23 protein-coding genes, 17 tRNA genes and 1 pseudogene are annotated in these 25723 nt (G+C 41.5%); 30 read left to right on the top strand and 11 right to left on the bottom strand.

Annotated elements, in window-relative coordinates; genetic code table 11:
* Positions 1-4: 4 nt before the first annotated feature.
* The gene (gene rnhA, locus RF53_RS14350) at positions 5-469 is read right to left on the bottom strand and encodes a ribonuclease HI (RefSeq protein ID WP_006794051.1); all 465 of its coding nucleotides are present in this window, start codon (positions 467-469) and stop codon (positions 5-7) included.
* Positions 470-537: 68 nt separating this feature from the next.
* Between rnhA and dnaQ the strand changes: the two genes are divergently transcribed.
* From dnaQ to RF53_RS14235, 23 genes are all read left to right on the top strand, one after another.
* Positions 538-1251, top strand: a complete 714-nt coding sequence (dnaQ, locus tag RF53_RS14345) for a DNA polymerase III subunit epsilon (RefSeq protein WP_006794050.1) — start codon at positions 538-540, stop codon at positions 1249-1251.
* A gap of 9 nt (positions 1252-1260) precedes the next feature.
* Positions 1261-2631: a TIGR03503 family protein gene (locus tag RF53_RS14340; protein ID WP_039038068.1), complete on the top strand. Its 1371-nt coding sequence runs from the start codon at positions 1261-1263 to the stop codon at positions 2629-2631.
* A 97-nt stretch (positions 2632-2728) separates the two neighbouring features.
* Positions 2729-2805, top strand: a tRNA-Asp gene (locus tag RF53_RS14335).
* A 27-nt stretch (positions 2806-2832) separates the two neighbouring features.
* Positions 2833-2909: transfer RNA gene (locus RF53_RS14330), tRNA-Asp, on the top strand.
* 41 nt (positions 2910-2950) lie between these two features.
* Positions 2951-3027: transfer RNA gene (locus RF53_RS19400), tRNA-Asp, on the top strand.
* Between the two features lie 31 nt (positions 3028-3058).
* A tRNA-Asp gene (locus tag RF53_RS14320) sits at positions 3059-3135 on the top strand.
* A gap of 27 nt (positions 3136-3162) precedes the next feature.
* Positions 3163-3239, top strand: a tRNA-Asp gene (locus RF53_RS14315).
* A gap of 41 nt (positions 3240-3280) precedes the next feature.
* A tRNA-Asp gene (locus RF53_RS14310) sits at positions 3281-3357 on the top strand.
* A gap of 27 nt (positions 3358-3384) precedes the next feature.
* Positions 3385-3461, top strand: a tRNA-Asp gene (locus RF53_RS14305).
* 41 nt (positions 3462-3502) lie between these two features.
* A tRNA-Asp gene (locus RF53_RS19145) sits at positions 3503-3579 on the top strand.
* A gap of 31 nt (positions 3580-3610) precedes the next feature.
* Positions 3611-3687: transfer RNA gene (locus tag RF53_RS14300), tRNA-Asp, on the top strand.
* A gap of 53 nt (positions 3688-3740) precedes the next feature.
* Positions 3741-3817 (top strand) — tRNA-Asp (locus tag RF53_RS14295).
* 38 nt (positions 3818-3855) lie between these two features.
* Positions 3856-3932 (top strand) — tRNA-Asp (locus RF53_RS14290).
* 41 nt (positions 3933-3973) lie between these two features.
* A tRNA-Asp gene (locus RF53_RS14285) sits at positions 3974-4050 on the top strand.
* 38 nt (positions 4051-4088) lie between these two features.
* Positions 4089-4165: transfer RNA gene (locus RF53_RS14280), tRNA-Asp, on the top strand.
* A 53-nt stretch (positions 4166-4218) separates the two neighbouring features.
* Positions 4219-4295: transfer RNA gene (locus RF53_RS14275), tRNA-Asp, on the top strand.
* Between the two features lie 38 nt (positions 4296-4333).
* Positions 4334-4410, top strand: a tRNA-Asp gene (locus RF53_RS14270).
* 38 nt (positions 4411-4448) lie between these two features.
* Positions 4449-4525 (top strand) — tRNA-Asp (locus RF53_RS14265).
* Between the two features lie 53 nt (positions 4526-4578).
* A tRNA-Asp gene (locus RF53_RS19295) sits at positions 4579-4655 on the top strand.
* A gap of 63 nt (positions 4656-4718) precedes the next feature.
* On the top strand, positions 4719-5513 hold the full coding sequence (locus RF53_RS19480; protein WP_160289078.1) for a hypothetical protein: 795 nt from the start codon (positions 4719-4721) through the stop codon (positions 5511-5513).
* Positions 5510-6232 (top strand): helix-turn-helix domain-containing protein, encoded by a 723-nt coding sequence (locus tag RF53_RS14245; RefSeq protein WP_039038067.1) that lies wholly within the window; start codon positions 5510-5512, stop codon positions 6230-6232. The genes RF53_RS19480 and RF53_RS14245 overlap by 4 nt, the downstream gene beginning before the upstream one ends.
* A gap of 347 nt (positions 6233-6579) precedes the next feature.
* The gene (locus RF53_RS14240; protein ID WP_039038066.1) at positions 6580-7170 is read left to right on the top strand and encodes an ABC transporter ATP-binding protein; all 591 of its coding nucleotides are present in this window, start codon (positions 6580-6582) and stop codon (positions 7168-7170) included.
* A complete protein-coding gene (locus tag RF53_RS14235) occupies positions 7167-8282 on the top strand; it encodes a DUF6136 family protein (RefSeq protein WP_039038065.1) in 1116 nt (371 codons plus the stop codon). The genes RF53_RS14240 and RF53_RS14235 overlap by 4 nt, the downstream gene beginning before the upstream one ends.
* Here the strand turns inward: RF53_RS14235 and fadE are convergent, their stop codons facing one another.
* A complete protein-coding gene (gene fadE / locus RF53_RS14230; protein WP_039038064.1) occupies positions 8283-10739 on the bottom strand; it encodes an acyl-CoA dehydrogenase FadE in 2457 nt (818 codons plus the stop codon).
* Between the two features lie 304 nt (positions 10740-11043).
* Between fadE and RF53_RS14225 the strand changes: the two genes are divergently transcribed.
* Positions 11044-11808: a class II glutamine amidotransferase gene (locus RF53_RS14225; RefSeq protein WP_008132190.1), complete on the top strand. Its 765-nt coding sequence runs from the start codon at positions 11044-11046 to the stop codon at positions 11806-11808.
* 28 nt (positions 11809-11836) lie between these two features.
* On the opposite strand, the gene RF53_RS14220 is transcribed toward RF53_RS14225, so the two are convergent.
* From RF53_RS14220 to cmoA, 5 genes are all read right to left on the bottom strand, one after another.
* The gene (locus RF53_RS14220) at positions 11837-12565 is read right to left on the bottom strand and encodes a DUF3108 domain-containing protein (RefSeq protein WP_039038063.1); all 729 of its coding nucleotides are present in this window, start codon (positions 12563-12565) and stop codon (positions 11837-11839) included.
* A gap of 16 nt (positions 12566-12581) precedes the next feature.
* Positions 12582-13229 carry a phosphoribosylglycinamide formyltransferase gene (purN, locus tag RF53_RS14215; protein ID WP_006794043.1) on the bottom strand — a complete coding sequence of 216 codons (648 nt, stop codon included), beginning with the start codon at positions 13227-13229 and terminating at the stop codon, positions 12582-12584.
* Positions 13229-14281 carry a phosphoribosylformylglycinamidine cyclo-ligase gene (gene purM / locus RF53_RS14210; RefSeq protein WP_039038062.1) on the bottom strand — a complete coding sequence of 351 codons (1053 nt, stop codon included), beginning with the start codon at positions 14279-14281 and terminating at the stop codon, positions 13229-13231. The genes purN and purM overlap by 1 nt, the downstream gene beginning before the upstream one ends.
* 189 nt (positions 14282-14470) lie before the next feature.
* Positions 14471-15439: a tRNA 5-methoxyuridine(34)/uridine 5-oxyacetic acid(34) synthase CmoB gene (cmoB, locus tag RF53_RS14205; RefSeq protein ID WP_039038061.1), complete on the bottom strand. Its 969-nt coding sequence runs from the start codon at positions 15437-15439 to the stop codon at positions 14471-14473.
* Positions 15440-15451: 12 nt separating this feature from the next.
* Positions 15452-16177 carry a carboxy-S-adenosyl-L-methionine synthase CmoA gene (gene cmoA / locus RF53_RS14200; RefSeq protein WP_006794040.1) on the bottom strand — a complete coding sequence of 242 codons (726 nt, stop codon included), beginning with the start codon at positions 16175-16177 and terminating at the stop codon, positions 15452-15454.
* A gap of 116 nt (positions 16178-16293) precedes the next feature.
* On the opposite strand from cmoA, the gene RF53_RS14195 reads away from it, so the two are divergent.
* Positions 16294-16980: a DUF3334 family protein gene (locus RF53_RS14195; RefSeq protein ID WP_006794039.1), complete on the top strand. Its 687-nt coding sequence runs from the start codon at positions 16294-16296 to the stop codon at positions 16978-16980.
* Positions 16981-17105: 125 nt separating this feature from the next.
* Here RF53_RS14195 and RF53_RS14190 read toward each other — a convergent pair whose 3' ends face one another.
* The gene (locus RF53_RS14190) at positions 17106-17603 is read right to left on the bottom strand and encodes a M48 metallopeptidase family protein (protein WP_039038060.1); all 498 of its coding nucleotides are present in this window, start codon (positions 17601-17603) and stop codon (positions 17106-17108) included.
* Positions 17604-17633: 30 nt separating this feature from the next.
* A complete protein-coding gene (locus RF53_RS14185; protein ID WP_039038139.1) occupies positions 17634-18482 on the bottom strand; it encodes a DUF72 domain-containing protein in 849 nt (282 codons plus the stop codon).
* A gap of 248 nt (positions 18483-18730) precedes the next feature.
* On the opposite strand from RF53_RS14185, the gene aspS reads away from it, so the two are divergent.
* Both aspS and RF53_RS14175 read left to right on the top strand, forming a co-directional pair.
* Positions 18731-20509, top strand: a complete 1779-nt coding sequence (aspS, locus tag RF53_RS14180) for an aspartate--tRNA ligase (protein WP_039038059.1) — start codon at positions 18731-18733, stop codon at positions 20507-20509.
* A 114-nt stretch (positions 20510-20623) separates the two neighbouring features.
* On the top strand, positions 20624-20854 hold the full coding sequence (locus RF53_RS14175; protein WP_006794034.1) for a hypothetical protein: 231 nt from the start codon (positions 20624-20626) through the stop codon (positions 20852-20854).
* 96 nt (positions 20855-20950) lie between these two features.
* Here the strand turns inward: RF53_RS14175 and RF53_RS14170 are convergent, their stop codons facing one another.
* Positions 20951-21274, bottom strand: a complete 324-nt coding sequence (locus RF53_RS14170) for a hypothetical protein (protein WP_006794033.1) — start codon at positions 21272-21274, stop codon at positions 20951-20953.
* Between the two features lie 222 nt (positions 21275-21496).
* Here RF53_RS14170 and RF53_RS14165 point away from each other — a divergent pair, with 222 nt between their 5' ends.
* Positions 21497-22216: an alpha/beta fold hydrolase gene (locus tag RF53_RS14165; RefSeq protein ID WP_006794032.1), complete on the top strand. Its 720-nt coding sequence runs from the start codon at positions 21497-21499 to the stop codon at positions 22214-22216.
* A gap of 50 nt (positions 22217-22266) precedes the next feature.
* On the opposite strand, the pseudogene RF53_RS14160 reads toward RF53_RS14165, so the two are convergent.
* Positions 22267-23016: pseudogene (locus tag RF53_RS14160) on the bottom strand (alpha/beta hydrolase family protein); the annotation flags it as partial.
* Positions 23017-23276: 260 nt separating this feature from the next.
* On the opposite strand from RF53_RS14160, the gene RF53_RS14155 reads away from it, so the two are divergent.
* Positions 23277-24116, top strand: coding sequence for an isopenicillin N synthase family dioxygenase (locus RF53_RS14155; RefSeq protein WP_006794030.1), 840 nt, complete (start codon positions 23277-23279; stop codon positions 24114-24116).
* 195 nt (positions 24117-24311) lie between these two features.
* On the top strand, positions 24312-25709 hold the full coding sequence (locus RF53_RS14150; protein WP_039038057.1) for a DEAD/DEAH box helicase: 1398 nt from the start codon (positions 24312-24314) through the stop codon (positions 25707-25709).
* Positions 25710-25723: the final 14 nt, after the last annotated feature.

Here is a 25723-nt window from a genome sequence, read left to right as displayed (position 1 = left end):
TAAATTAAGGCTGGTAGCCCACATCTTCGAGTAAATCTGTGCTGCCAGCTGCATCACGAGCTAAATCGTCGACTATTTCGTTGTACTTATGGCCGCTATGACCTTTAACCCACTTCCAATTTACTGTGTGTTTGCTGCAAGCTGCATCTAGGCGTTTCCATAAGTCCACATTTTTAACTGGCTTTTTAGCTGACGTTATCCAGCCGCGTTTTTTCCAGTTTGAAATCCATGACTCGATACCTTGTTTTACGTATTGACTATCGGTAGTAAGGTTTACAACACAAGCACGGTTAAGTGATTCAAGTGCCACTATAGCCGCAAGCATTTCCATGCGATTGTTTGTAGTGAGCTTATAGCCTTGGCTTAATTTTTTTTCATGGGCGTCATAAATCATAAAAATACCATAACCACCGGGGCCTGGATTACCTAAACATGAGCCATCGGTGTAAATCTCTACGGTTTTTTGCACTGTTTTACCTTGATCTTATGTACAATAAAGTGATTATAGAAAGATACCAGAGTCAGGCTTAATTCGATATGGCACGCAGACAAATAGTTTTAGATACAGAAACAACCGGCATCGACCCTAAACAAGGGCACCGAATTATAGAGATTGGTTGTGTAGAGTTAGTAAATCGTCGTTTAACGGGTAATAACTTTCATGTTTATATTAATCCGCAACGTAGCATAGAAGAAGAAGCGATTGACGTTCACGGTATTACCAATGAGTTTTTACGCGACAAACCGCTTTACCGCGATATTGCACAAGAGTTTTTTGATTATATAAAAGGTGCTGAACTTGTAATTCATAATGCCCCGTTCGATGTGGGCCACATGGATAATGAATTTGCATTGCTTAATCAAGGTTTTCCAAATACGCATGATTACTGTCAAGTTCTCGACACGCTTAAAATGGCGCGTGACTTGCATCCAGGACAAAAGAATAACCTTGATGCGTTATGCCGACGTTACGACATAGATAACGCTAAACGTACCTTGCACGGGGCGTTACTGGATTCTGAAATTTTAGCTGATGTTTATCTTGCCATGACAGGCGGACAAACAAAGTTAAACTTAAATCAAAATAAAGATGATGGTAGTGAGCAACAGCAAGGCGGCATAAGACGTTTAAACAGTGAAAGAGCGCCATTGGTAGTATTACGCGCTACAGATGAAGAGCAAAGCGCACACGAAGCCAGATTGGATCTTGTAAATAAAGAAGGCGGCCAATGCCTATGGCGCGCTGAATAAGGCCTTATAATGAGAATAATGTATTTTGTAACCGTGTTATGTGCACTCAATTTGTTACCTAGTAGCGCATATAGCGCAGAGCAAGTTGAAGTTTTAAAACGGGATGGCCTACAAAATGAAATCCCCTTACTCGACAACCGCTTTCGAATTGACAGCCAAATAGACGAAATCACATTACTCTTTTTCAGAAAACCAGGGACACCTGCCGTTATTTTAGTTAGGCCTGATGGTAGTAAGTATTTTGCCACCAACGCAGTTAGGGATACTAATATTGAATGGTTTGACGAACTTAGTTATGACCTTGTCACCATAAAAAAACCAATGCCAGGTCCTTGGCAAGTTATAGGGAGTATTTTACCAGATAGCAGAATTGTTGTACTGGGTGAAATATCACTACAGGCAGAGCCATTACCTCCCATGCTTTTTAGAGGCGAAACGATAAAAGTAACTGGCCAAATTTTAAATGACGGTGAACCGATTAACGCTAATCTATTTAGAGATGTGGTTAGTCTTAATGTTGACTTTGTAAGTACGAATAACGATAGCTTTGCAAACTTTGGCGCAGGTACACAAGAAGTCGCCGAATTTAAAGACGACGGGCGTGGATTTGATGAACGTCCAAAAGACGGTGTATTTACCGGTGAGTTTAAACTTGTGTTCCCTGAAGGTGAGTGGACCCCAGAACTTTACATTTCTACTCCTTTACTGCAACGCAGAATCGTGCAAGACACCATTATTGTTCACGAACCCCCCTTTGGCTTTAATATCGCGCTTGCAGATGAAAATATTGATGAACATAAATTAACGATCACAACAGACAACAAAATAGTTAAACCAGAGACCGTTATTTTTCAGGGTAAGATTTATTACCCTAACAACGAAGAGCAAATGTTTACTATAAACGCTGCGCCAGGTGAGACAAGAGAGTTAATAATTAAAAACTATGACTGGGGGCGCTACAGTGTCGAACTGTCTGTATTTGGTACTAATAACAACGGCCGTGAATTTATGGCCACTTTACCAACCTATAAATTTGAAATAGCCCGGCCAATAGAAGCGGTACCAGAAGTTGACCCTGCAACAATAGTTGAAGCCGAGCAAGCCACCCCCATTGAGCCGGAAGAAGAAAAAATGGCCACATCCACCATTGTGGGCTTAATAATCGGCGGTAATATTTTGATTATACTTCTTGGCTGGTTAGCTATTCGAATATTTGTGCAAAAAAAACCGATTAAAATTAAACTATCGTTACCTTTTTTAAATAAAAAGAAACACGCGGATCAAGATGCGGACGATACAGAAAAAAATCAAGTAGACAAAAATGGTTCAAAAAATGACAAATCAGGTGAAATTTTAAACCTTTCGATGTCAGATGACTAAAAAACCTGTAAAAAAACAAAAAAGCCCTTGACGAAATAGGGGCTGGTTCGTATTATTCACGCCGCTGTCAGGGAGACCTAAACAGCAACGAAAATGCGGAGTGGTAGTTCAGTTGGTTAGAATACCGGCCTGTCACGCCGGGGGTCGCGGGTTCGAGTCCCGTCCACTCCGCCAATTTTCGACAATTTGTAAGTATGCGATGGAGTGGTAGTTCAGTTGGTTAGAATACCGGCCTGTCACGCCGGGGGTCGCGGGTTCGAGTCCCGTCCACTCCGCCAACACTTGCACAACATATGGTTGTAAAACATATTCTTATTATGGAGTGGTAGTTCAGTTGGTTAGAATACCGGCCTGTCACGCCGGGGGTCGCGGGTTCGAGTCCCGTCCACTCCGCCAATAAGAAAAAATAACAGTTTAAATACACTCTGGAGTGGTAGTTCAGTTGGTTAGAATACCGGCCTGTCACGCCGGGGGTCGCGGGTTCGAGTCCCGTCCACTCCGCCAATTTTCGACAATTTGTAAGTATGCGATGGAGTGGTAGTTCAGTTGGTTAGAATACCGGCCTGTCACGCCGGGGGTCGCGGGTTCGAGTCCCGTCCACTCCGCCAACACTTGCACAACATATGGTTGTAAAACATATTCTTACTCTGGAGTGGTAGTTCAGTTGGTTAGAATACCGGCCTGTCACGCCGGGGGTCGCGGGTTCGAGTCCCGTCCACTCCGCCAATTTTCGACAATTTGTAAGTATGCGATGGAGTGGTAGTTCAGTTGGTTAGAATACCGGCCTGTCACGCCGGGGGTCGCGGGTTCGAGTCCCGTCCACTCCGCCAACACTTGCACAACATATGGTTGTAAAACATATTCTTATTATGGAGTGGTAGTTCAGTTGGTTAGAATACCGGCCTGTCACGCCGGGGGTCGCGGGTTCGAGTCCCGTCCACTCCGCCAATAAGAAAAAATAACAGTTTAAATACGCTGTGGAGTGGTAGTTCAGTTGGTTAGAATACCGGCCTGTCACGCCGGGGGTCGCGGGTTCGAGTCCCGTCCACTCCGCCATTTGATATCGTAACAAAATTAGTAAGTGCATTACCCCATGCACATACCACTGTGGAGTGGTAGTTCAGTTGGTTAGAATACCGGCCTGTCACGCCGGGGGTCGCGGGTTCGAGTCCCGTCCACTCCGCCAACAAATTAAGTAATGACAAGTAAAAAAGATATCACTGTGGAGTGGTAGTTCAGTTGGTTAGAATACCGGCCTGTCACGCCGGGGGTCGCGGGTTCGAGTCCCGTCCACTCCGCCAACACTTGCACAACATATGGTTGTAAAACATATTCTTATTATGGAGTGGTAGTTCAGTTGGTTAGAATACCGGCCTGTCACGCCGGGGGTCGCGGGTTCGAGTCCCGTCCACTCCGCCAACAAATTAAGTAATGACAAGTAAAAAAGATATCTCTGCGGAGTGGTAGTTCAGTTGGTTAGAATACCGGCCTGTCACGCCGGGGGTCGCGGGTTCGAGTCCCGTCCACTCCGCCATTTGATATCGTAACAAAATTAGTAAGTGCATTACCCCATGCACATACCACGGTGGAGTGGTAGTTCAGTTGGTTAGAATACCGGCCTGTCACGCCGGGGGTCGCGGGTTCGAGTCCCGTCCACTCCGCCAACTATTTAAACAACGTTATATTACAAAATTTGTATGCTGGAGTGGTAGTTCAGTTGGTTAGAATACCGGCCTGTCACGCCGGGGGTCGCGGGTTCGAGTCCCGTCCACTCCGCCAACAAATTAAGTAATGACAAGTAAAAAAGATATCTCTGCGGAGTGGTAGTTCAGTTGGTTAGAATACCGGCCTGTCACGCCGGGGGTCGCGGGTTCGAGTCCCGTCCACTCCGCCATTTGATATCGTAACAAAATTAGTAAGTGCATTACCCCATGCACATACCACTGCGGAGTGGTAGTTCAGTTGGTTAGAATACCGGCCTGTCACGCCGGGGGTCGCGGGTTCGAGTCCCGTCCACTCCGCCACTTGTTATTTCCTCAATAACGAGCTTATAAAGTCCTTGATTAAATAATTCAATAAAATATTATTTGGCTATCAGCTATCAGCTATCAGCTATCAGCTATCAGCTATCAGCTATCAGCTATCAGCTATCAGCTATCAGCTATCAGCTATCAGCTATCAGCTATCAGCTATCAGCTATCAGCTATCAGCTATCAGCTATCAGCTATCAGCTATCAGCTATCAGCTATCAGCTATCAGCTATCAGCTATCAGCTATCAGCTATCAGCTATCAGCTATCAGCTATCAGCTATCAGCTATCAGCTATCAGCTATCAGCTATCAGCTATCAGCTATCAGCTATCAGCTATCAGCTATCAGCTATCAGCTATCAGCTATCAGCTATCAGCTATCAGCTATCAGCTATCAGCTATCAGCTATCAGCTATCAGCTATCAGCTATCAGCTATCAGCTATCAGCTATCAGCTATCAGCTATCAGCTATCAGCTATCAGCTATCAGCTATCAGCTATCAGCTATCAGCTATCAGCTATCAGCTATCAGCTATCAGCTATCAGCTATCAGCTATCAGCTATCAGCTATCAGCTATCAGCTATCAGCTATCAGCTATCAGCTATCAGCTATCAGCTATCAGCTATCAGCTATCAGCTATCAGCTATCAGCTATCAGCTATCAGCTATCAGCTATCAGCTATCAGCTATCAGCTATCAGCTATCAGCTATCAGCTATCAGCTATCAGCTATCAGATCGACTCTTTTATACTAACCTGCTAATATTCCTTATTATTCTTCATTATTCAGCTTCATATATCTGCATGAATTACCAAGAATCTAACCTCACTTTTAAAAAGGAAGCATTAAGATGAGCACATTAGGTCAACAATTAAAGCAGCTACGAAATGATAAAAAACTGAGCCAACCAGAGTTCGCTCAGCAAGTGGGGATAGAGCAGAGTTATTTATCAAAACTTGAAAACGATAAATCAACTCCCTCAAATGAAATATTTAGAGCCTTATTAATAGCATTAAATCTTTCAATTGATGAGTTTATGAAGCCGCTTGTATCAAGTCATGATAAAACCAGACTTATGCAAATACCCGATGTAGAGCTGTGGTATAAAAGTAAAGAAGTAAAGAGCTCAGCCACGCAGCGTAAGGTTATTTATCTCGCAATGTTTTTAATATCTATTGGTTGTGCGTTGTTTTATGCAGGACATGAAAACTATGTGTTCAATGAGCGCTTTTACGAATATAAATCACAAGGTGTGATCAAAACAGATGAACCTCTGAATGTTTTTACTCATTGGAATATTTATATTATTGAGTCGAATCGAGAAAAAAGAGATGAGAAAAATCGGGAAATGCAGGCCAGAAGGGTACCAAGTTTTAAGTTAATGGATGAGTATGTTGGTGAGTCATTTGTCGAAGACGTTGAGGGAGGTAAACGTGTGTATAATGCAAATGAACTCCCAAGGACCTTGTCACATGCGGGCAATAGTTGGTTTGAATTTATCGGCATATTTACTGCTGTGTTTGGTTTGGTTCTTGCTGTACTTGAGCCAAAATTAACACGCCACCCACACTAAGTATTTTAATTAAAAATACGCAGTTTAACTTTCAGTTTAGCCCCAGCTTCGTGTGGCTTAGGTAATTTTATAAGCAATTATACAATCAGCTCGATAAGTCGCTAATACTTAAAATATTTAAGGATAATATTTAAATTACTTTAAAGAGTGTATGTGCCTTGTAACTAAGTCAAAGCACCTTATCTGTTTAAACAATCTTAATTTTGAAAAAGCACAAGGGTAGTCGCCGTTAACGGTATCGGTGGTCTCAGGGCTTCTGATGTCGTTAGTGTTATCTGTAGCTGTTGTGATGGGCTTTGTTTCTCATTAAAACTTTATACTATAACGCTAATTTATAAGGATATTTTATGATTGAAGTCATTGGTTTAAATAAGCAATTTTCCAACAATGTAGTTTTTAAAAATTATAACCAGGTTTTTTCAGATCAAAAACTCTGCATAGAAGCACCTAATGGCCACGGTAAAACCACCTTACTTATGATGCTAGCGGGGCTTGATAAACCGCAAAGTGGCTCACTTTTGTTTGCGGGGAGGGAGTTGAATGAGCCCACAAAAACAGTGGCCATAGCCAGTGACCGTATTACGTTACCTGATTTTTTAACAGCCCATCAAATTATTGACTTGTCTGTTAGTGCTGTCGACTGCCCGTGGCCACATGAGCTGGTTAAAGGGTTTAGCTTTACAGCATTTTTAAATACGCGTTTTGATGCTTTGTCCTCGGGTAACCAAAAAAAGTGTCAGCTAATATTAGCGCTAATGCGGAAGTCACCGTATTTACTACTTGATGAGCCAAGTGCTGCGCTTGATCAAATAAGCATTGAGCATCTTTTAAAATTACTCGATGTGTATTTAAATGATAAGCCTAATGGGCAAATTATTATTACTTGCCATGAGCCGGCTGTATTTATTGAGCATGGCTTTAAGTGTGTTTCGCTATGAGTTTCGCGAGCGTAAAAGGTAAGCTTGAGCAGTATCGTGCATTTATGAGTTATCGGTACCTAGCATACACGTTTGAGCTTAAGCAGCTGCTACTGCAGTTAAAAAGCTTTGGTTTGATATTTTTAGTGGTGTTGGGTTCATCTATTTTAGGCTTGGTGTTGTTGCTCTTTTTGGGCCTAGGGAAAATTATAGATAGTACAGATGCACCTGCATATGGTGCCCAAATAGCCTTGTTTTATTTGTTATTGCAAAGTGTGATGTTAAGCGCGATTAAGTCGGCAATTAAAAATAGCAAGCAACGGCTATTTCAACACACAATAGCTTGTCCTAGCTGGCTGAACATAGCAGATATTAAATTATTACTTATTAGTAATGGCTGGCTTATAGCGAGTCTGTTGATAGCGCTTGATTTAACCTGGGCTCAGTGGATAAAAGTACCGCACTTTTTTGTTTTTATGTTTATACAGTTAGGTTTAGGCATTGTTTGTTTATACAAACCTAGCGCACTCGTGTATGGATTTATTTTAAGTACTTTATTTTTGTTTACTCCTTTTGAGTTATCGCCGCTAATTTATCATTTGGGTTTTGCAATTATCTTTCTTTTAAGCGTATTCATTCCTGTCATTAATATAAATGGAATGACGAGTGTTCGGTCTTTATTTAGCTTTTGGTTTTGTTACTTCATAAACCATATTTGGACATTAGTATGGCGTATATCGTTGCTTTTGTGTGTATTTATGGCATCGGCTGAGTTATTAGCAAAGCGACCAGATCTTGTGAATATAATAGCCGGTGTGGCAATTGCTTTTATTGTATTTTTTAGCAGCTCATTACAGTTTGATTGTACTAAAGTTCATGAACAATATCGGTTGTTTTTTAAAATGAATCAAAAGGCGCGAGCGTTTTATATTAGCCAGTTTATGCCCAGTATGCTTTTGTTTTTAGGAGCCTTTATAGCCTATAGCATTACGTTTGAGAGATTAAACAGCACTTTGCTAAGCCTGGGGTTTGTGTGGTGTTTATTGCAGGTTTATTTTGCACAAAAAAAACCAGCGCATTATGCGCTGGTTTGGATTATTTCTAACGTTGGGTTGCTTGCTTTACTAAACTAGTTAAGCGGCATCCACTTTTGTAATAACGCTATCACGCGCTGCTTTACCTGCAAGCAAATCAGCAGGGTCAAAGTCATCTACGTTGATTACGTCTAAACGAGCTTGCTCTACAGCAGCTAGCTTATCGGCCTCGGCTTGGCTTAAAATACCTGCTTCAAGCCCCATTTGCGCCACTTTATCAAGTTGGAAAAACGGTAGTTTCACACCTTTCTCTTTACATACTCTTTCAAATAACGGCTCTACTTCTAGTACGTCTTTAAGCGTTTGCTCCTGACGACCTACAAGATTAAGAGGCTCATTTGTTAAGTATACATAACTTGCTAAACGGTTACGTGTTTCGCTAGGTACTTGTAAGATTTGAGCTAGTTTATGCTCTAACTTATCAGTCGGTTTGCGCACCGGGCGACCAAACGGGAACAATAACACTTTTAATACGCCACGAAGTGGTGCAGAAGGCATATTGTTAATTAAATCAGCAAGCGCACGTTGACAGTGGTAAAGGTGATCCTGACAGCTCCATTGAACAAGCGCAAAATCTTCTTTTTTACGGCCTTCGTCGTTGTAACGCTTAAGCGTTGCAGATACTAAGTAAAGGTAGCTAAGTAAGTCACCTAAACGTGCAGAAATACGCTCTTTACGTTTAAGAGAGCCGCCAAATACAGCCATGCTAATATCTGACATAAGTGCTAAAGAAGCACTAAAGCGCGACGCTATACGGTAAAACTCAGCTGTTTCGTCATGGTAAGGCACACTTGTAAAGCGAGCACCTGTAAGGGCTAGCCATTTAGTACGCACTAGGTTTGACATAGTAAAGCCTATATGACCCATTAGCGCTTTATCAAATACGTTAAGCGCTTCTTCGCGGTCTTCAATTTCGCACGCACCTAGCTCGGTTAGTACAAACGGATGACAGCGAATCGCACCCTGGCCGTAAATGATCATATTACGGGTCAGGATGTTTGCACCTTCAACGGTTATGGCAATAGGTGCACCTTGATAGCCACGACCTAAATAGTTATTTGGACCAAGCATGATCCCTTTACCGCCAAGAACGTCCATTGCATGGATTGTTGCATCGCGCATTTGTTCGGTTAAGTGATATTTAATAATCGCTGATACAACAGATGGTTTTTCACCTAAGTCAACCGCACCAGTCGACATACTTACTGCAGCATCTGAGCTGTATGCGTAACCGGCAAGTTTAGCCATTGATTCTTCAACACCTTCCATTTTACCAATCGGTAAACGGAATTGACGACGAATACGGCTGTATGCACCCGTAGCGGTTGCAATCATTTTAATGCCACCGGCAGAATTTGACGGCAAAGTAATTGCACGGCCTACCGATAAACACTCAACTAGCATTCGCCAGCCTTGGCCAGCCATATCTGGCCCACCAATAATGTAATCAAGAGGTACAAAAATGTCTTTACCGCGAGTAGGACCATTTTGGAATGGTACGTTAAGCGGGAAGTGACGACGACCAATTTCTACTCCAGGAGTATCTGTTGGGATCAACGCACAGGTAATACCTGGCTCTTTTACATCACTTAATAAGCCATCTGGATCTTGTAATTTAAATGCAAGACCAAGTACCGTTGCCACGGGCGCAAGCGTGATATAGCGCTTGTTCCACGTTAGGCTTAAACCTACAACTTCTTCACCGTTCCATTGTCCTTTACACACAACACCGTAATCAGGAATTGAACTTGCGTCAGAGCCTGCTTCTGGTGATGTTAATGCAAAACATGGAATTTCTTGGCCGCTAGCTAAGCGCGGTAAGTAATGGTCTTTTTGCTCTTTTGTACCATAGTGTTGTAATAATTCACCTGGACCTAACGAGTTTGGAACACCAACAATTGACGAAAGTAATGTTGATTTACTCGTTAGTTTTTGAAGTACACAAGACTGAGCAAACGCAGAAAACTCTAAACCGCCGTATTCTTTTTTAATGATCATGGCAAAGAATTTATTGTCTTTAAGGTATTGCCATACATCTTGCGGTAAATCAGTTAGCTCGTGTGTTGCTTCCCAATCATCTAGCATGCTACATACTACTTCAACAGGGCCATCTATAAAGGCTTGCTCTTCAATAGTAAGTTTAGGCACAGGGTATTGGTGTAGCTTTTTCCAATCAGGGTTACCGCAAAATAAGTCAGCTTCCCACCAAGTTGTACCCGCATCGATAGCTGACTTTTCAGTGTCAGACATGCTCGGTGTTACTTTTTTGAATACCGTAAAGATGGGTTTGATGATGTATTGCTGGCGAATACCAGTAACTGAAAGAGGCACTGCGATGATCAAAAAGATCAACCAGCTAATTAAACCAAAAGCACCTGCGAAGGTACCGATTAATAATGTTGCAGCAGAAACACCAAGTGCTGTGTTCCAACTCGCTCTGTGGTAAATCGCAGTGCACAGCAGCACGATTAAACCGAGTGTAAATATGAGTGTCATTTTAATTCCTTAATAGAGGTCAGACCACCTCATTTAGAGTAGCGCTAGTCAGCTCAAGTTTCAAGTAAATTAGCGTGTAAAATTATAGTAAAAAGTCAGAAGTTTTGCTTTACAAAATACCTTTTAAGGGGACGGATAGTGCTTTTTGCCATACACATTATGTTTTTTATTAACTCAGAGCGTTAAAAATTTATAATTCAGGTAGCCATAATGATTTTTTTAAGTAAATATGCAACTAATTTAGAAAATTTTTTTTGTAAAGTGTACTGCTATTCATCCGTACTTTTTAAGGGCTTTTTTATAAATGTGTGAATTACTTGGTATGTCTGCCAATGTGCCTACTGATATATGTTTCAGTTTTGCAGGGCTATTAGAGCGTGGTGGTAATACGGGGCCACACAAAGATGGATGGGGCATTACGTTTTATGAGGGAAAAGGGTGTCGAACTTTTAAAGACCCAGAACCAAGCTACCAATCAGAAATTGCTAAGCTTGTTAAAGCCTATCCTATAAAAAGTGTGTCGGTTATTAGCCATATACGTCAAGGTAATCGCGGGCGAGTATGCCTTGAAAATACCCACCCGTTTACGCGTGAGCTGTGGGGGCGAGAAATAACCTATGCACACAATGGGCAGCTTTCAAACTATCACGATTTAAAACCCGAATATTATCGTCCAGTGGGTAATACTGACAGTGAACTCGCTTTTTGTTGGTTGCTTGATAAAATTCGTGAAAAATACCCTAAACGACCTTCTAATATGGCGTCTGTTTTTAGATACGCTGCCAAGCTTTCTCACACGCTGCGTGAAAAGGGCGTATTTAATATGTTGTTGACCGATGGCGTATTTGTTTTAGCGTACTGCACAAATAACTTACATTACATAACGCGCCGTGCGCCTTTTGGTAAAGCTACATTAATTGATGCCGATATGGTTGTTGATTTTCAAAAAGAGACAACCCCAAACGATGTGGTAACTGTCATTGCAACAAGGCCGCTTACTAACGATGAGCGTTGGCAAAAAATGGAGCCAGGAGAGTTTTCGTTATTTAAAATGGGTGAGCTTATATAGTTCACCCATTTTGCAAATAAATCGTTAGCTAGTTCGCTTGAAGGTTTTTAGTGTGCTCAGCTGTTGCGGTTGGGGCGGTCACAGTAAACGAGTTCATTTGAACTTCAAACTGCTCAGTCCCTTTTTCACCTTTCCACATGCGCACAAGCATGTAATCCATTTCAGGTGCAAACCAAGCGAGGGCTTGTCGCTTGTCGGTATCGTATAAACGTTTTACTTTAATTGCCTCTATGTTACCTATAGGCAAAGAAATCATCTCTGTGCCTACCACTTCAAAGTTATAATCCCGACGGTTACCTTTTTTATCAACAAGCGGAAACGAGAAGTTGGTTTCGCCTTTTTTTAACCCTTCACGAACCTGAACTTGATACGAAATGGCATCTTGAAAATCATCAGTCCACTCGCATTTTAGCGGGTACTCACTGTTACTGCTGGTAACAATTTCATTCTCTTTGTCAAAATCAATTTTATAGTTTTTATCAGGACCTGTTCCTTTACGTACCATTGAATAATGATCAGGAGAAACCTTACCGTCTTTAAACGTAAATTGAGAGGTTTCTTTACGCGAGTCAGAAAAAATCATCCACTCAATGTCACTGTGGTAGGTTAATTCATAATTTTCATCATCAAGCTTTTTAAGAGAACGAACTGCCGTGCCGTGATTGCTGCCTTTACGCAAAATATCATACTTGGCTTCGTATTGAGTCAATTCGCCTGCAATAAGGCTTGTTGGAAGTAAAGCGCCCGCACATAGCATTAGGGCGCTTATTTTTTTATTGTGGGTAGTGCGCGCCGTGTGCAGGAAGTTGTTTTTTGTCAAGAACCGCATAATCTGCTTCCATAGTAAGTCTTTGTTCACTGAACCATTTGACCACCAAAGGATAAATTATATGCTCTTGTTCGTGCACGCGTTTTGCTAATGTGTCTGCTGTATCATCCTTGAGTACAGGTATTTGCGCTTGAAGAATGACCGGACCACCGTCTAATTCTTCAGTTACAAAGTGAACACTTACGCCATGAACATCGTCTTTTGCATCAATTGCTCTTTGGTGGGTATTCAGCCCCTGGTACTTAGGCAACAAAGATGGATGAATGTTCAACATTTTTCCAATATATTTTTGCACTAAGCTAGGTGTAAGAATACGCATAAACCCAGCTAATACAACTAGATTTGGTTCAAAAGAGTCAATAACGTTCATTAACTGCGCGTCGTAGGCCTCGCGCGAGTCAAAATCTTTATGACTGAGTACTTGCGTTGCAATGCCTGCATTTTTAGCACGTTCTAGGCCATATGCGTCTGCTTTATTGCTAATAACAGCCGCAATATGTCCGTTTATCTCGCCACGTTCACAGGCATCAATGATGGCTTGTAAATTAGAGCCACTGCCTGAAATTAAAACTACTAGACGAGTAGGTGCCATTACTTAGCACCACCTACAATGTCTACTTGCTCTTCGCCTGGTGCCGCATCTTGGATTTCACCAATGTGCCAAGCGTTTTCGCCTAAATCTTTAAGTATGGTTAAGCTTTGCTCAAGTTTATCGGCAGGAACAACCAAAACCATGCCTACGCCACAGTTAAATGTACGGTACATTTCATGTGTAGTAATGTTACCGTTTTCTTGTAACCAGTTAAAAACACTTGGCCACTGCCAACTGTCGCCTTTAACCACAGCTTTAGCTGATGCAGGTAATACGCGTGGAATATTTTCCCAAAAGCCACCGCCAGTAATGTGCGAAAGGGCATGCACGTCAACGTGCTTAAATAACTCAAGTAAAGGTTTAACGTAAATACGTGTAGGCTCTAATAAATGCTCGCCTAATGTTTTACCATCAATTACTTGATTGGTGTCGGCGTTAGATACCTCAAGTACTTTACGAATTAAAGAAAAACCATTTGAGTGTGGGCCACTAGAGGCAAGGGCAATAAGCTGATCGCCTGCAGCTACTTTAGTACCATCAATGATTTTTGATTTTTCAACCACACCGGTACAAAAGCCTGCCATGTCGTAGTCTTCACCATCATACATACCTGGCATTTCTGCTGTTTCGCCACCAATTAGGGCACAACCTGAAATTTCACACCCTTTACCAATACCTGTTACTACGTCGGCTGCTGTGTCTATGTCTAGTTTACCCGTTGCGTAGTAATCTAGAAAAAACAGGGGTTCAGCACCTTGAACAATTAAATCGTTTACACACATAGCTACTAGGTCAATACCTACGGTATCGTGCTTTTTAAGGTCAATTGCCATACGCAATTTAGTACCCACGCCATCAGTACCCGCTACTAATACAGGTTGTTTATAACCTTCAGGAATTTCGCAAAGTGCGCCAAAACCACCAATTCCGCCCATCACTTCAGGACGACGGGTTTTTTTAACTACGCCTTTAATACGCTCAACAAGTGCATTACCAGCGTCGATATCTACGCCCGCGTCTTTATAGCTAAGAGACTGTTTTTGTTCGCTCACAGGTTTTCCTCAAAATAGTTGTTTTGGGTTGCTTAGAAACGCGCGTATTTTACAACAATTGCACCTGCACGGCTAGCGTAAATATAGGTTTGAAATAATTAACAAGGACACTTGTCCGCTGTTTGTTGTTTAAATAAACAAAAAACGCCCGTTGGCGCTTTTTTAGTATTAAAAGCGTTAAATTAACCGCTATGCTTTGGCGGTTAGTATCGCTCTAAGTGGAGCAGGGTAGCCTTCAATGGTTTTACTGGTGTCGGTTGGGTCTAAAAAATCAACTAACGATTCGTTTTCCATCCAATCGGTTTTGCGTTGTTCATCAAGCGTGGTCATTGCGCAATCTTTTATTTGCACATCTTTAAAGCCAACGCGCTCCATCCACAGTTTTAATGCAGCAGTACTTGGAATAAACCACACATTGCGCATTTTTGCGTAGCGGTCGGTAGGCACGAGTACTGTATTTTCGTCGCCTTCAATAACTAAGGTTTCAAGCACTAACTCGCCGCCCGGGCGAAGCTGCGCTTTTAACTGCGCTAAAAAATCAATTGGCGAGCGACGGTGATAAAGTACCCCCATTGAAAATACCGTATCAAAGGCTTTAAGCTCTGGCAGGGCTTCTACACCTAATGGTAATAAATGCACGTTTTCGTCGGGGTTGAAGTGTTTAATTGCCTGAAACTGGCACAAAAATAAGTCAGAAGGATCAATACCCACTACAAACTCGGCGCCTTCTCCGCGCATGCGCCATAAATGATAGCCAGAGCCACAACCAATATCTAACACTGTACGGCCTTTTAATGGCTCAATATGTGGAAGGAGGCGATCCCATTTCCAATCACTGCGCCATTCGGTGTTTATTTCAATACCGTGCACACTGAATGGGCCTTTTCGCCAAGGCATCATGCGCTTTAATAAGTGTGTAGTTTGCTTTTGTTGGCCTTCACTCATTTCCCCTTTTGCGCCAATTTCTACTTTAGTGGCTATATCAACGTGAGTTGTGTTTATTTCAGGCAAATTTTTAAGCACTTTTTGCCATTGTGGTAAATCACCATGGCTTGCCTCTAACTGCCAATGTTTTAATTGGGCAGGTAGCGTTTCTAGCCAGTGGCTAAGTGGGCTTTGTGCAATTGCAGCGTAAAATTGGTTAAACCATTGAGACATAAATTACTCTTTTTATTTAATTGCTACCATTGAGCAAAAATTAAAACATTGATACCACACTTGTGTTTGGCTAAAGCCAATATCACTTAACCTATTAATATGCGTGCTGAGTGTATCGGGGCGCATAACGTTTTCTATTGCTGTGCGTTTTTGGCTTATTTCAAGCTCAGAGTAGCCATTGTGACGTTTAAAGTCGTGATGCAAATCTATTAATAAGTTATCGCATTGCTCGTTTTCAGCTTTAATTTTTTCACTAAGTAGTAATACACCACCGGGCTTTAAATTAGCGTATATTTTTTCAAGCACGGCTTTACGTTGTGCATGAGGTATAAATTGCAGTGTAAAGTTCATTGCTACAACCGATGCGTTTTGAATTTCAAGCTCGTTAATATCGCCAAGGGTAACAGTAACCGGCACGTCCGATTTAAACCCTTGTAAATGCACCTTACAACGCTCAACCATGGCTTGTGAGTTATCTACTGCAATAATGTTGCAATTATCGGTGCGAATATTACGGCGCATGCTCAGCGTAACCGCGCCCAATGAGCAGCCTAGGTCATACAAGTTAGAATTACTTTGAGCGTATTGGCCCGCTAATTTACCCATAGTGCTTACAATGGTGGCATAACCAGGCACTGATCGCTGAATCATATCAGGGAATACTTCAACCACATTTTGGTCAAAGCTGAAATCTTTTACTTGTTGCTCAGAGGCGTAAATACTGTCTTTTATGGTCACGAAGGCAGTCTCTTTAAAAATAATAAGGTTATTTTAACATTTTATGCTGGATAGTCAGTGATAAATTCAGTAGGTTGGCTAGAATTATGAATAATAAGTACAAAAGAGAACGTTAAATGAGCAAAAGTAAAGTTATTAGCACCGACGATATACTAGCAACGCTTTGTCACTCTGTGACAGGGGTACTTTCATCAGCAAGCGGTAACGAAATAAGTTACTCGGCCATGGTTCAAAAAATAACACGCACCTGCATGCGACCAGACATTGGTTGCTTTGTATTGTTTGATGGCGGCTTTACAGGGCTTGTTGTAACCAACTTTACATCGCAGGCTGCAATGGAAATCTACGGCGACTACATGCGCAACATGGGTATGCCAGAAGAAGAAATTGCACATAGTCACTTGTCAGACGATGTTTCAAACGTAATGGGCGAGTTAATGAACCAAATAGTAGGTGACTTTACTTCTAAGGTTCGCGAGCAATTACATACCTCTATTACGCAAAATCAGCCAAAAATGATGGCGATTAATAAACAAGTGCAAATTTCGGTAGATACCACAATGGATCGCCCACAAGCACGACGTGTTACTTTTACTACACGTAATCAAAATATTTTTTACCTAGAACTGGCAATGGATAAAACAGAGTTTATTAAACTGCACGATTTTGACATTATTGAAGCCATTGACCCTGACGACATTATTGAAAACGAAGCAAAGCAAAAAGCTGAAAAAGCGCAGGCTAAAAAAGAGCCCGTGCAAGATGATGCCGATGACGACTTTATGGCTGAGTTAGGGCTTTAACACCCAAAGCTGTCAGTTTATAGCTGTCAGAATTGAAAAACTGTAAACAATAAAAACGCGATTTAGATCGCGTTTTTCATTTATGAGGGTTTTAATTACTAATGAAATTTGCTGTGCCAAAAAGCTTATATGTACGGATTCTCTCCCATCGCCACCACCACACAAAAAATCCGTAAGTCTAACTCTAGCTGGTGGTATTGTGGCTCCATGTGGCAACACAGCTTATAAAAGCTTTTGTTGTGGTCTTTTTCTTTAAAATGGGCGAGTTCGTGCACAACCAACGCTTTTAATAATGGCTCGGGGGCGCGCAGTAAATCGCTATTTATGGCTAAATCGTGTTTACGGGTTTTACCTTGCATACGATAGGTGTGAGTACCTAATGCGTTTGTTACCATGTCACCTTGTTTTTTAAACACCGCGCGACCAAACGGTGGAGCGTTTTTTAAATACTGCTTTTTAAGTTCTGTTGCGTAGCTGTAAAGCAGTTTGTCGCTGGTAATAGTATGCGCATGCGGGTATTTTTTAAGTAAGTAGTCACATACCTTATTGTTACTAATAAGACTTAATACTTGCTCAACAATGTTTGCAGGATAGCCTGTAAAATAACGGGCGTATTCACTCATTTTTATGTCTCTATATTTTGTTTTAATTTTTTAAAACAGGGCGTGTTGCTGCGCTTCTTTTTCGCCGCTGAACGGGTTGAGTACTGGGTGATTATACCCAAGATCTTTACAAAATTGACGTGCAAGTAGTGGCGACTCACGATTATCGGCAGTATGAAAAAACACATAAGGGGATTTACCCTCATCAAGCCATTGTTTTACTTTACTCAGCCACGGTTTATAAAAGGCTTGATAGTCGCTTTGTAAATCAGCGATTACAAACCGCGCCATAGGCTGCGAGCCAGTAGCTATTGCATGCACTGGTAAGTGAGGTTTTTTTTGTTGGGCGTCTATTAGCGCTTCGGTGGTTGGCTTTACTGCAAAAAGTGCCCGTGTATCCATTGAAATACGATTTATGTTATTAGCCATTAATAGTTGGTTGAGTGCTACCTCGGCTTCGCCTTTTTTGAAAAATTCAATATGACGAACCTCTACACCGTAAGTAAGTTCTTTGGGGAGGAAGCTAATAAAGTGTGCCAATTTGGGTAAATCGTTCGGGCCAAATGCTTTGGGTAGTTGCAGCATTATTTGCCCTGTTTTTTCGAGTAAAGGGGCAAATAATGTAAGCCAGTTGGTAAGCTCTGTTTGCACGTTGCTAAGCGCTAGCTCGTGGCTAAAACGACGATGAAATTTAAAGGTAAATCTAAAATCGTCAGGTACGCTTTGTGCCCAGCGCAAAACAGTACTAGGTGATGGGTCGGCGTAAAAGCTGGTGTTACCTTCTACCGAATTAAAATGCTGTGCGTATTGGCTTAGCATGTCGGCGTTTTTACATTGGCTTGAAAATAAATTGCCTTTCCATGCACTGCTAGACCACTGAGGGCATCCAATATATAACATAAGAAATAGCTGATAAATTACATCGTGGCGCCAGTGTAGCAAATACCAACAGCGCCTGCTTTAAATTAACACCAACACACCAAACACGCCTAGCATCTTCAACCTACTTGGGTATAATGCAGGGCTTAATTTGAATATTCTTAGATTGCTTACGGCTTTATTTGAAGTGTGGTAGCTCTTTTTTAAATTATGCGCCTATAAAAACAAATAATTTTTACCGTTGAAGCCTTTTATCTGACAGGAAAACTATGCGCTCTATATACTGCGGACAGCTAAATAAAACTCACGTAGATCAAGAAGTTGAACTATGTGGCTGGATCAACAAACGACGTGACCTTGGTGGACTTATCTTTGTCGATTTACGCGATAGAGAAGGTTTAGTACAAGTTGTATTCGATCCAGAAGTTGAAGGACTTATGGATACAGCGAACAAGCTTCGCCAAGAATTTTGTGTTCAGTTAAAAGGGGTTGTACGTGCTCGCCCTGAAAGCCAAGTAAATAAAGATATGGCTACAGGCGAAGTGGAAATTTTAGGCACCGAGCTTACAATTATCAACCGCTCAGAGCCATTGCCGCTTGATTTTAACCAAACAAACTCTGAAGAGCGCCGCTTAAAGTACCGCTACTTAGACCTTCGTCGCTTAGAAATGAGCGACCGCATTAAATTACGCGCTAAAGCAAGCAGCTTTGTTCGTCGCTTTTTAGATGAAAATGGCTTTTTAGATATCGAAACACCGGTACTTACAAAAGCAACGCCAGAAGGTGCTCGCGATTACTTAGTACCAAGCCGTGTGCATAAAGGCAGCTTTTACGCATTACCGCAATCGCCGCAATTATTTAAACAATTGTTGATGATGTCAGGCTTTGATCGTTACTACCAAATTGTTAAATGTTTCCGTGATGAAGATTTACGTGCCGATCGCCAACCTGAATTTACGCAAATAGATTTAGAAACCTCGTTCATGAGCTCGGATCAAGTACGTGGTATGACGGAAAAAATGATTCGTGAAATGTGGCAATCGTTACTCAACGTTGACTTAGGCGACTTCCCGATTATGCCTTACTCTGAGGCAATGAGCTTATATGGTTCTGATAAGCCAGACTTACGTAACCCAATGAAATTAGTAGACGTTGCTGATTTAGTAAAAGATGTTGAGTTTAAGGTATTCTCAGGCCCTGCAAACGACGAAAAAGGCCGTGTTGCTGTATTAACAGTACCGGGTGGCGCTAAGCTTTCGCGTAAGCAACTTGATGATTACACTAAGTTTATTGGTATTTACGGTGCTAAAGGCTTAGCATGGATGAAAGTAAACGACCGTGATGCAGGCGCTGAAGGCGTGCAATCGCCAATCGCTAAATTCTTAAACGAAGATGTGATCACACAGTTACTTGAGCGTACTAATGCACAAACTGGCGATATCATTTTATTCGGTGCAGATAAGCGCAACACAGTAAATGAAGCCATGGGTGCACTACGCCTTAAAATTGGTGTAGATTTAGAAATCACTAATCTTAACAGTTGGGCACCACTTTGGGTTGTAGACTTCCCAATGTTTGAAGAAGACGACGAAGGCACATTACACGCTGTGCACCATCCGTTCACCGCACCAAAAGATATTAGCGCAAGTGAGCTTGAAGCAAACCCTGCAGCGGCTATCTCAGATGCCTACGATATGGTATTAAACGGCTACGAAGTGGGCGGTGGCTCGGTACGTATACATAATGCAGATATGCAAGAAGCAGCATTTAGAATTTTAGGAATTGATGCACAAGAGCAACAAGACAAATTTGGCTTTTTACTTGATGCCCTTAAATACGGTACACCGCCACATGCAGGTTTAGCATTTGGTCTAGACCGTTTAGTTATGCTTTTATGCGGAACAGATAACATTCGTGACGTTATTGCTTTCCCTAAAACTACACAAGCGTCTTGCTTATTAACCGACGCACCAAGCAAAGCGAATAATGATTCGTTAACTGAGCTTGCAATCAGTGTGGTAGAAAAACCAGCCGCAAGCGAAGAGTAATTTGAGCTGAGTTTACAGCATTGTATTTAAAACCCTTAAGTTGTTTGCTTAAGGGTTTTTTTGTGGTTAAATTTAGCGCAGACTATAATTTAACCACTATGAAAAGGAATTCCCATGTCAATTAATCTCACTTTATTTGGCGAGTTTTTAACATTTTTCATCTTATTTTGTATTCCTATTTTTGCGCTTATTAGCTACAAAATTGGCAAGCGAAAAAGCACCAGCCCAGGTGTTTTAGCTTTTGTAGGCGGGTGCTTAGCATTATTCCCATTATTTGGGCTTATTTATATTGCAGTGCTTGCGCTAAGAAAAGATTTGCCAGAGAGAGCCGACTACAGCCATTGATAATTGTGAAGAGGAAAGCGTTAAGTAAAAAGTTTAACTAAAACATTAGAAGCAAAGACGATGCCTAAGCTTCTAAACGTTACATGCGTTGTTTAATTATCGGCTAGGACCATTTTTATTGCGTGCACTGGCTAGTTGCCTAGCAATTGCTAGTAACGCCGGTGAAATATCGTCAGCGCCATTTTTAATTAAAGCAGTAACATCACCAGATGAAAACAGCCCATCACGCGGTGATTTAATACCTAACTCACGAACAAAATCCTTTGTTTTACCGGTACTGCCGGTTTCAATAAACTTAAATATAATGCGTTCATTGTTGTTTTTAGCGGGTGTTTTTAATGTGCTAATTTCATCATTAATTAAGGCTAACTTTTCTTCTAGAATTTCAATGCGCTGTTCAATGGTGCTGTATGATTTCATGTATCGGATCTTTTACTGAGTATATTGGAACAATTGCCTCTATTATCGCACAATTTTGTGTTTGCGGCTGTTAGTCTTTTTCAACATTTTTTAATCTACAATTTAAATGTAAATAAATTTGGTATAACCACACAGACTACTATTACTTTTAAGGCTGTCATTAATAGTATAAAACGCCTAAACTAACCCGCATTAATTATAATAAACAATACGTTAAGTAATATGCATAAAACACTTTTTTACCTCACACTTCTTTTCACAAGTGTAAGCTCCTATGCCAGCGAAACATATATTACAGACATTAGCCGTGATCGTGAGATCCCAGTTAGCATTTCGTTGCCAACAAGCAACGTTAAATGCAGCAAACAAAATAAATGCCCAGTTGCCTTTATTAATGCAGGGTATGGTATGGGTCACAATAGCTATACTTTTGCCAGTGATGAATTTAACAAACAAGGCTATTTAGCCATTGCAGTGGGCCATGAATTAAAAACAGATCCTATGTTAAATGTACACCCCCCCTATATGGCAACTCGCATGGAGAACTGGCACCGCGGTGTGGTCACCCTTAAGTTTTTAGTTAATGAATTAGCAGCCAAATACACAGAGTATGATTTTTCAAAGCTCACTTTATTTGGTCATTCTAATGGTGGAGATATTTCAGCCTTGTATGCTGCAATGTATCCTGATGAAGTCAGTGATTTAATTACGCTTGATCATCGCCGCATGTTACTGCCTCGTAATAAAGATATTCGTGTACTTACCCTTAGAGGTAGTGATTACCCGGCAGATGTCGGTGTGCTTTTAAGCGAAAAAGAGTTGAGTGAGTTTCCGGTTACTCAATTACGTATAGAAAAATCGCGCCATAACGATATGTATGATGGTGGTCCTGACTGTTTGGTTGATAGAATGAGTAAAGAAGTTGCTAAGTTTATAAATTAGCAGGTTAACGCGCCGTTTTAGCAGCGCGTAATGGTAAGTTTTCCTTATGCGTAATTTACGTAGCGGTTTGCCCAATGTGCAATAATTGTTGCTGCGTAATCGGCATCGTTTTTATTTGTCAGTAAATGATCAGCGTTATCTAGACTTATAAAGCTTTTTGGATGCTTAGCGGATGCGTAAATTTTTTCAGCTTCAGTAATATTTACGGTTGTATCAACCGGTGAGTGCATGACTAATAAAGCGCGTTTAAGTTTACTTATGTGGCTTTTATCGTATTTAGCTATATCGTCGATAAATTGCTTTTTAATGGTAAATTCACGCCCAGCTAAACTCACTTTTGCTTCGCCAGCTGCGTTTATTTCATCTAAATGGGCTTCAAAATTATGTGCTACATGTTGTGCATCTGACGGTGCGCCAATGGTTGTAATAGCTGTCACCTCAGGAATATATTGTGCAGCAGCAAGCACTGCGGCACCCCCTAAACTGTGACCAATGAGTAATTGCGGTGCTTTAAAGTGCGCTCGTAAATGATCAGCAGCAGATACTAAGTCTTGAATGTTTGATGAAAAGTTACTGTTTGCAAAGTCGCCATCGCTGTTGCCTAGGCCGGTAAAATCGAAACGAAGTACAGCGATTCCTTGCTGTGTTAAAGCACGGCTAATGCGTGTTGCTGCTGCAATGTCTTTACCGCAGGTAAAACAATGGGCAAATAGGGCATAAAATTTTACTTTACCATCGGGGAGTTCAAGTTGTCCGGCAAGTTCTAAATTACCACTTTTAAAAGATACTTTTTGTCGCATGGGTCGCCTTTTTGAACAAATAAAATACGTTGTAATACTAGACCATACATATGCATCAATGTGTGCAAATTCAATTGCTTTTATTTATTGATCTTGATCAACGCACCCTTTGATGGGGGCGCTTTGCGGACATATGTCCTTATGTTTTTGGGGCTGTTTGTCTATCCTCGCATGGCGCTATAATGAAGTCCTTGCTACTTTATATACATAAAAGTACTTGAAGTACCTAACTTCAAACAACCTATTCACTGGAACGTACAATGCAATTACCTACTGTTGATTATAAAGCTCCCGATGCGGCTGCACAATTTGTTGAATCGTTAAGAAATACTGGATTTGGTGTTTTAAAAAACCATCCAATTCCACAGTCTTTAGTTGAGTCTATTTACAAAAACTGGCAAGACTTTTTTAACTCAGAGCAAAAGCACGACTTTTTATACTCTAAAGAAACACAAGACGGTTACTTTCCGCCTTCAGTGTCTGAAGTAGCTAAAGGCTTTACCGTTAAAGACATAAAAGAGTACTTTCATGTTTATCCAAAAGGGCGTGTACCTGCCGAACTTGAAGCTGATGTACGTGAGTACTACCGCTTAGCAAACGAGTTTGCTGCAACACTTTTAAGCTGGGTTCAAGCTGAGGCGCCTGCCGATGTGCGTGCTAAGTTTTCGATTGATCTAAAAGACATGATTGCAGACTCTGATCAAACATTGCTACGTATTCTACATTACCCACCAATGACGGGTGATGAAGAGCCAGGCGCAATTCGCGCAGCTGCACATGGCGACATAAACTTACTAACTGTATTACCAGCTTCAAACGAGCCGGGCTTACAAGTTCAAAAAACAGACGGCGGTTGGTTAGATGTACCATGTGATTTTGGTAGCTTAATTATTAACATTGGCGATATGCTGCAAGAAGCATCTGGCGGTTATTTCCCGTCTACTATTCACCGAGTTATTAATCCAACGGGCAAAGCGTCTACTAAGTCGCGTATTTCATTACCGTTGTTTTTACACCCGCGCCCAGATGTTGTACTTTCAGAGCGTTACACCGCAGATAGCTACTTGCAAGAACGTTTACGCGAGCTAGGTGTTAAGTAATACCTGAGCTTAATTAAGCCTTAATTTAGGTTTTTAAGCATTTACAAAAAACGGCTTTTAGCCGTTTTTTGCTTTTTAGGCTTAGCAATATATGGCTTCAATTGAGTGCAAACTAAATAATGGCATGCATTCTAGCCCACGACAGGTATAATGCGCGCAACTGGCCACTTTGGCCTTATTTAAAAGAGAGTTTATATGAGTTTTGAAGGTCTAGGTTTATCACAGTCTTTAGTTAATGCGGTTTTAGAAAAGGGCTATGAAACGCCAACGCCAATTCAGGCTCAAGCAATTCCTGCAATTATAGAGCGTCGCGATGTAATGGCGGCAGCACAAACTGGCACAGGTAAAACAGCGGGTTTTACGCTTCCACTTATCGAACGTTTATCTACGGGCCCAAAAGCAAAAAGTAACCATGTACGTGCGCTTATTTTAGCGCCTACACGTGAACTTGCACTTCAGGTAAGCGAAAACGTTGAAGAGTACGCTAAGCATTCAAACGTGAGTTCGTTTGTTGTGTATGGTGGGGTCAAAATTAATCCGCAAATGCAGCGCTTGCGTAAAGGTGTCGATATTTTAGTGGCAACGCCTGGGCGTTTAATTGATTTACATAATCAAAATGCCGTTAAGTTTGATAGCGTAGAAGTGCTCGTTTTAGATGAAGCCGACCGCATGCTCGATATGGGGTTTATTCACGACATTAAACGCCTTATTGCTAAAATGCCTGCTAAGCGTCAAAACCTCATGTTTTCGGCTACGTTTTCAGATGATATTCGAGCGTTAGCTAAAGGATTAATAAATGATCCGGTTGAAATTTCAGTCGCTGCAAAAAACACAACAGCTAAAAGTGTAACGCAAAGCGTTTACGCGGTAGATAAAGGCCGTAAAACCGCTTTACTAAGTCATTTAATTCGTAGTAACGATTGGCAGCAAGTTTTAGTATTTAGCCGCACTAAGCACGGTGCAAACCGTTTGGTTAAACAACTTGAGCGCGACGATATCGTAGGCGCAGCTATTCATGGTAATAAATCGCAAGGCGCACGTGTAAAAGCGTTAGATGGTTTTAAAAGTGGCGAAGTACGTGTACTTGTAGCCACTGATATTGTGGCACGCGGCCTTGATATTGTTGAGCTTCCGCATGTTGTTAACTACGACTTACCTAATGTGTATGAAGATTACGTTCACCGTATTGGCCGAACAGGACGTGCGGGTGCATCGGGCCATGCAATTTCGTTTGTTACAGTTGATGATGCAGTCGATTTATACGGTATTGAACGCTTTATTGGTGAGCTTATTCCTCGTGCTGAAGAAGAGGGCTTTGAACCAGTAAACCCAGTAGCAGAACGCGCATTAGATGCACGCCCATTACCTGCTAAAAAGCCAAAGAAAAAGCAACCTTTTAACAAACCTAAATCTGATAGCAGTAAACCAAATAGTAAAAAGCCAAATAATGGCGGCAACGGTACTGGCCCTCGTCGCGGTGGCTCTAAAAAGCCTGCCGCTAAAAAAGATGATAACGCACAAAACCCTTGGGCAAAGCGTCAGTCGGTAGGCGGAAACGGTCAGCGCCGTCGCCGTCCAAATAATAATGACTAATTAGGTTTAGTTAG

Source organism: Pseudoalteromonas sp. ECSMB14103 (assembly GCF_000813065.1).
Taxonomy (GTDB): domain Bacteria; phylum Pseudomonadota; class Gammaproteobacteria; order Enterobacterales; family Alteromonadaceae; genus Pseudoalteromonas; species Pseudoalteromonas marina.
Note: the sequence above shows the minus strand (reverse complement) of the source record. Positions and strands in the feature narration are given on the sequence as shown.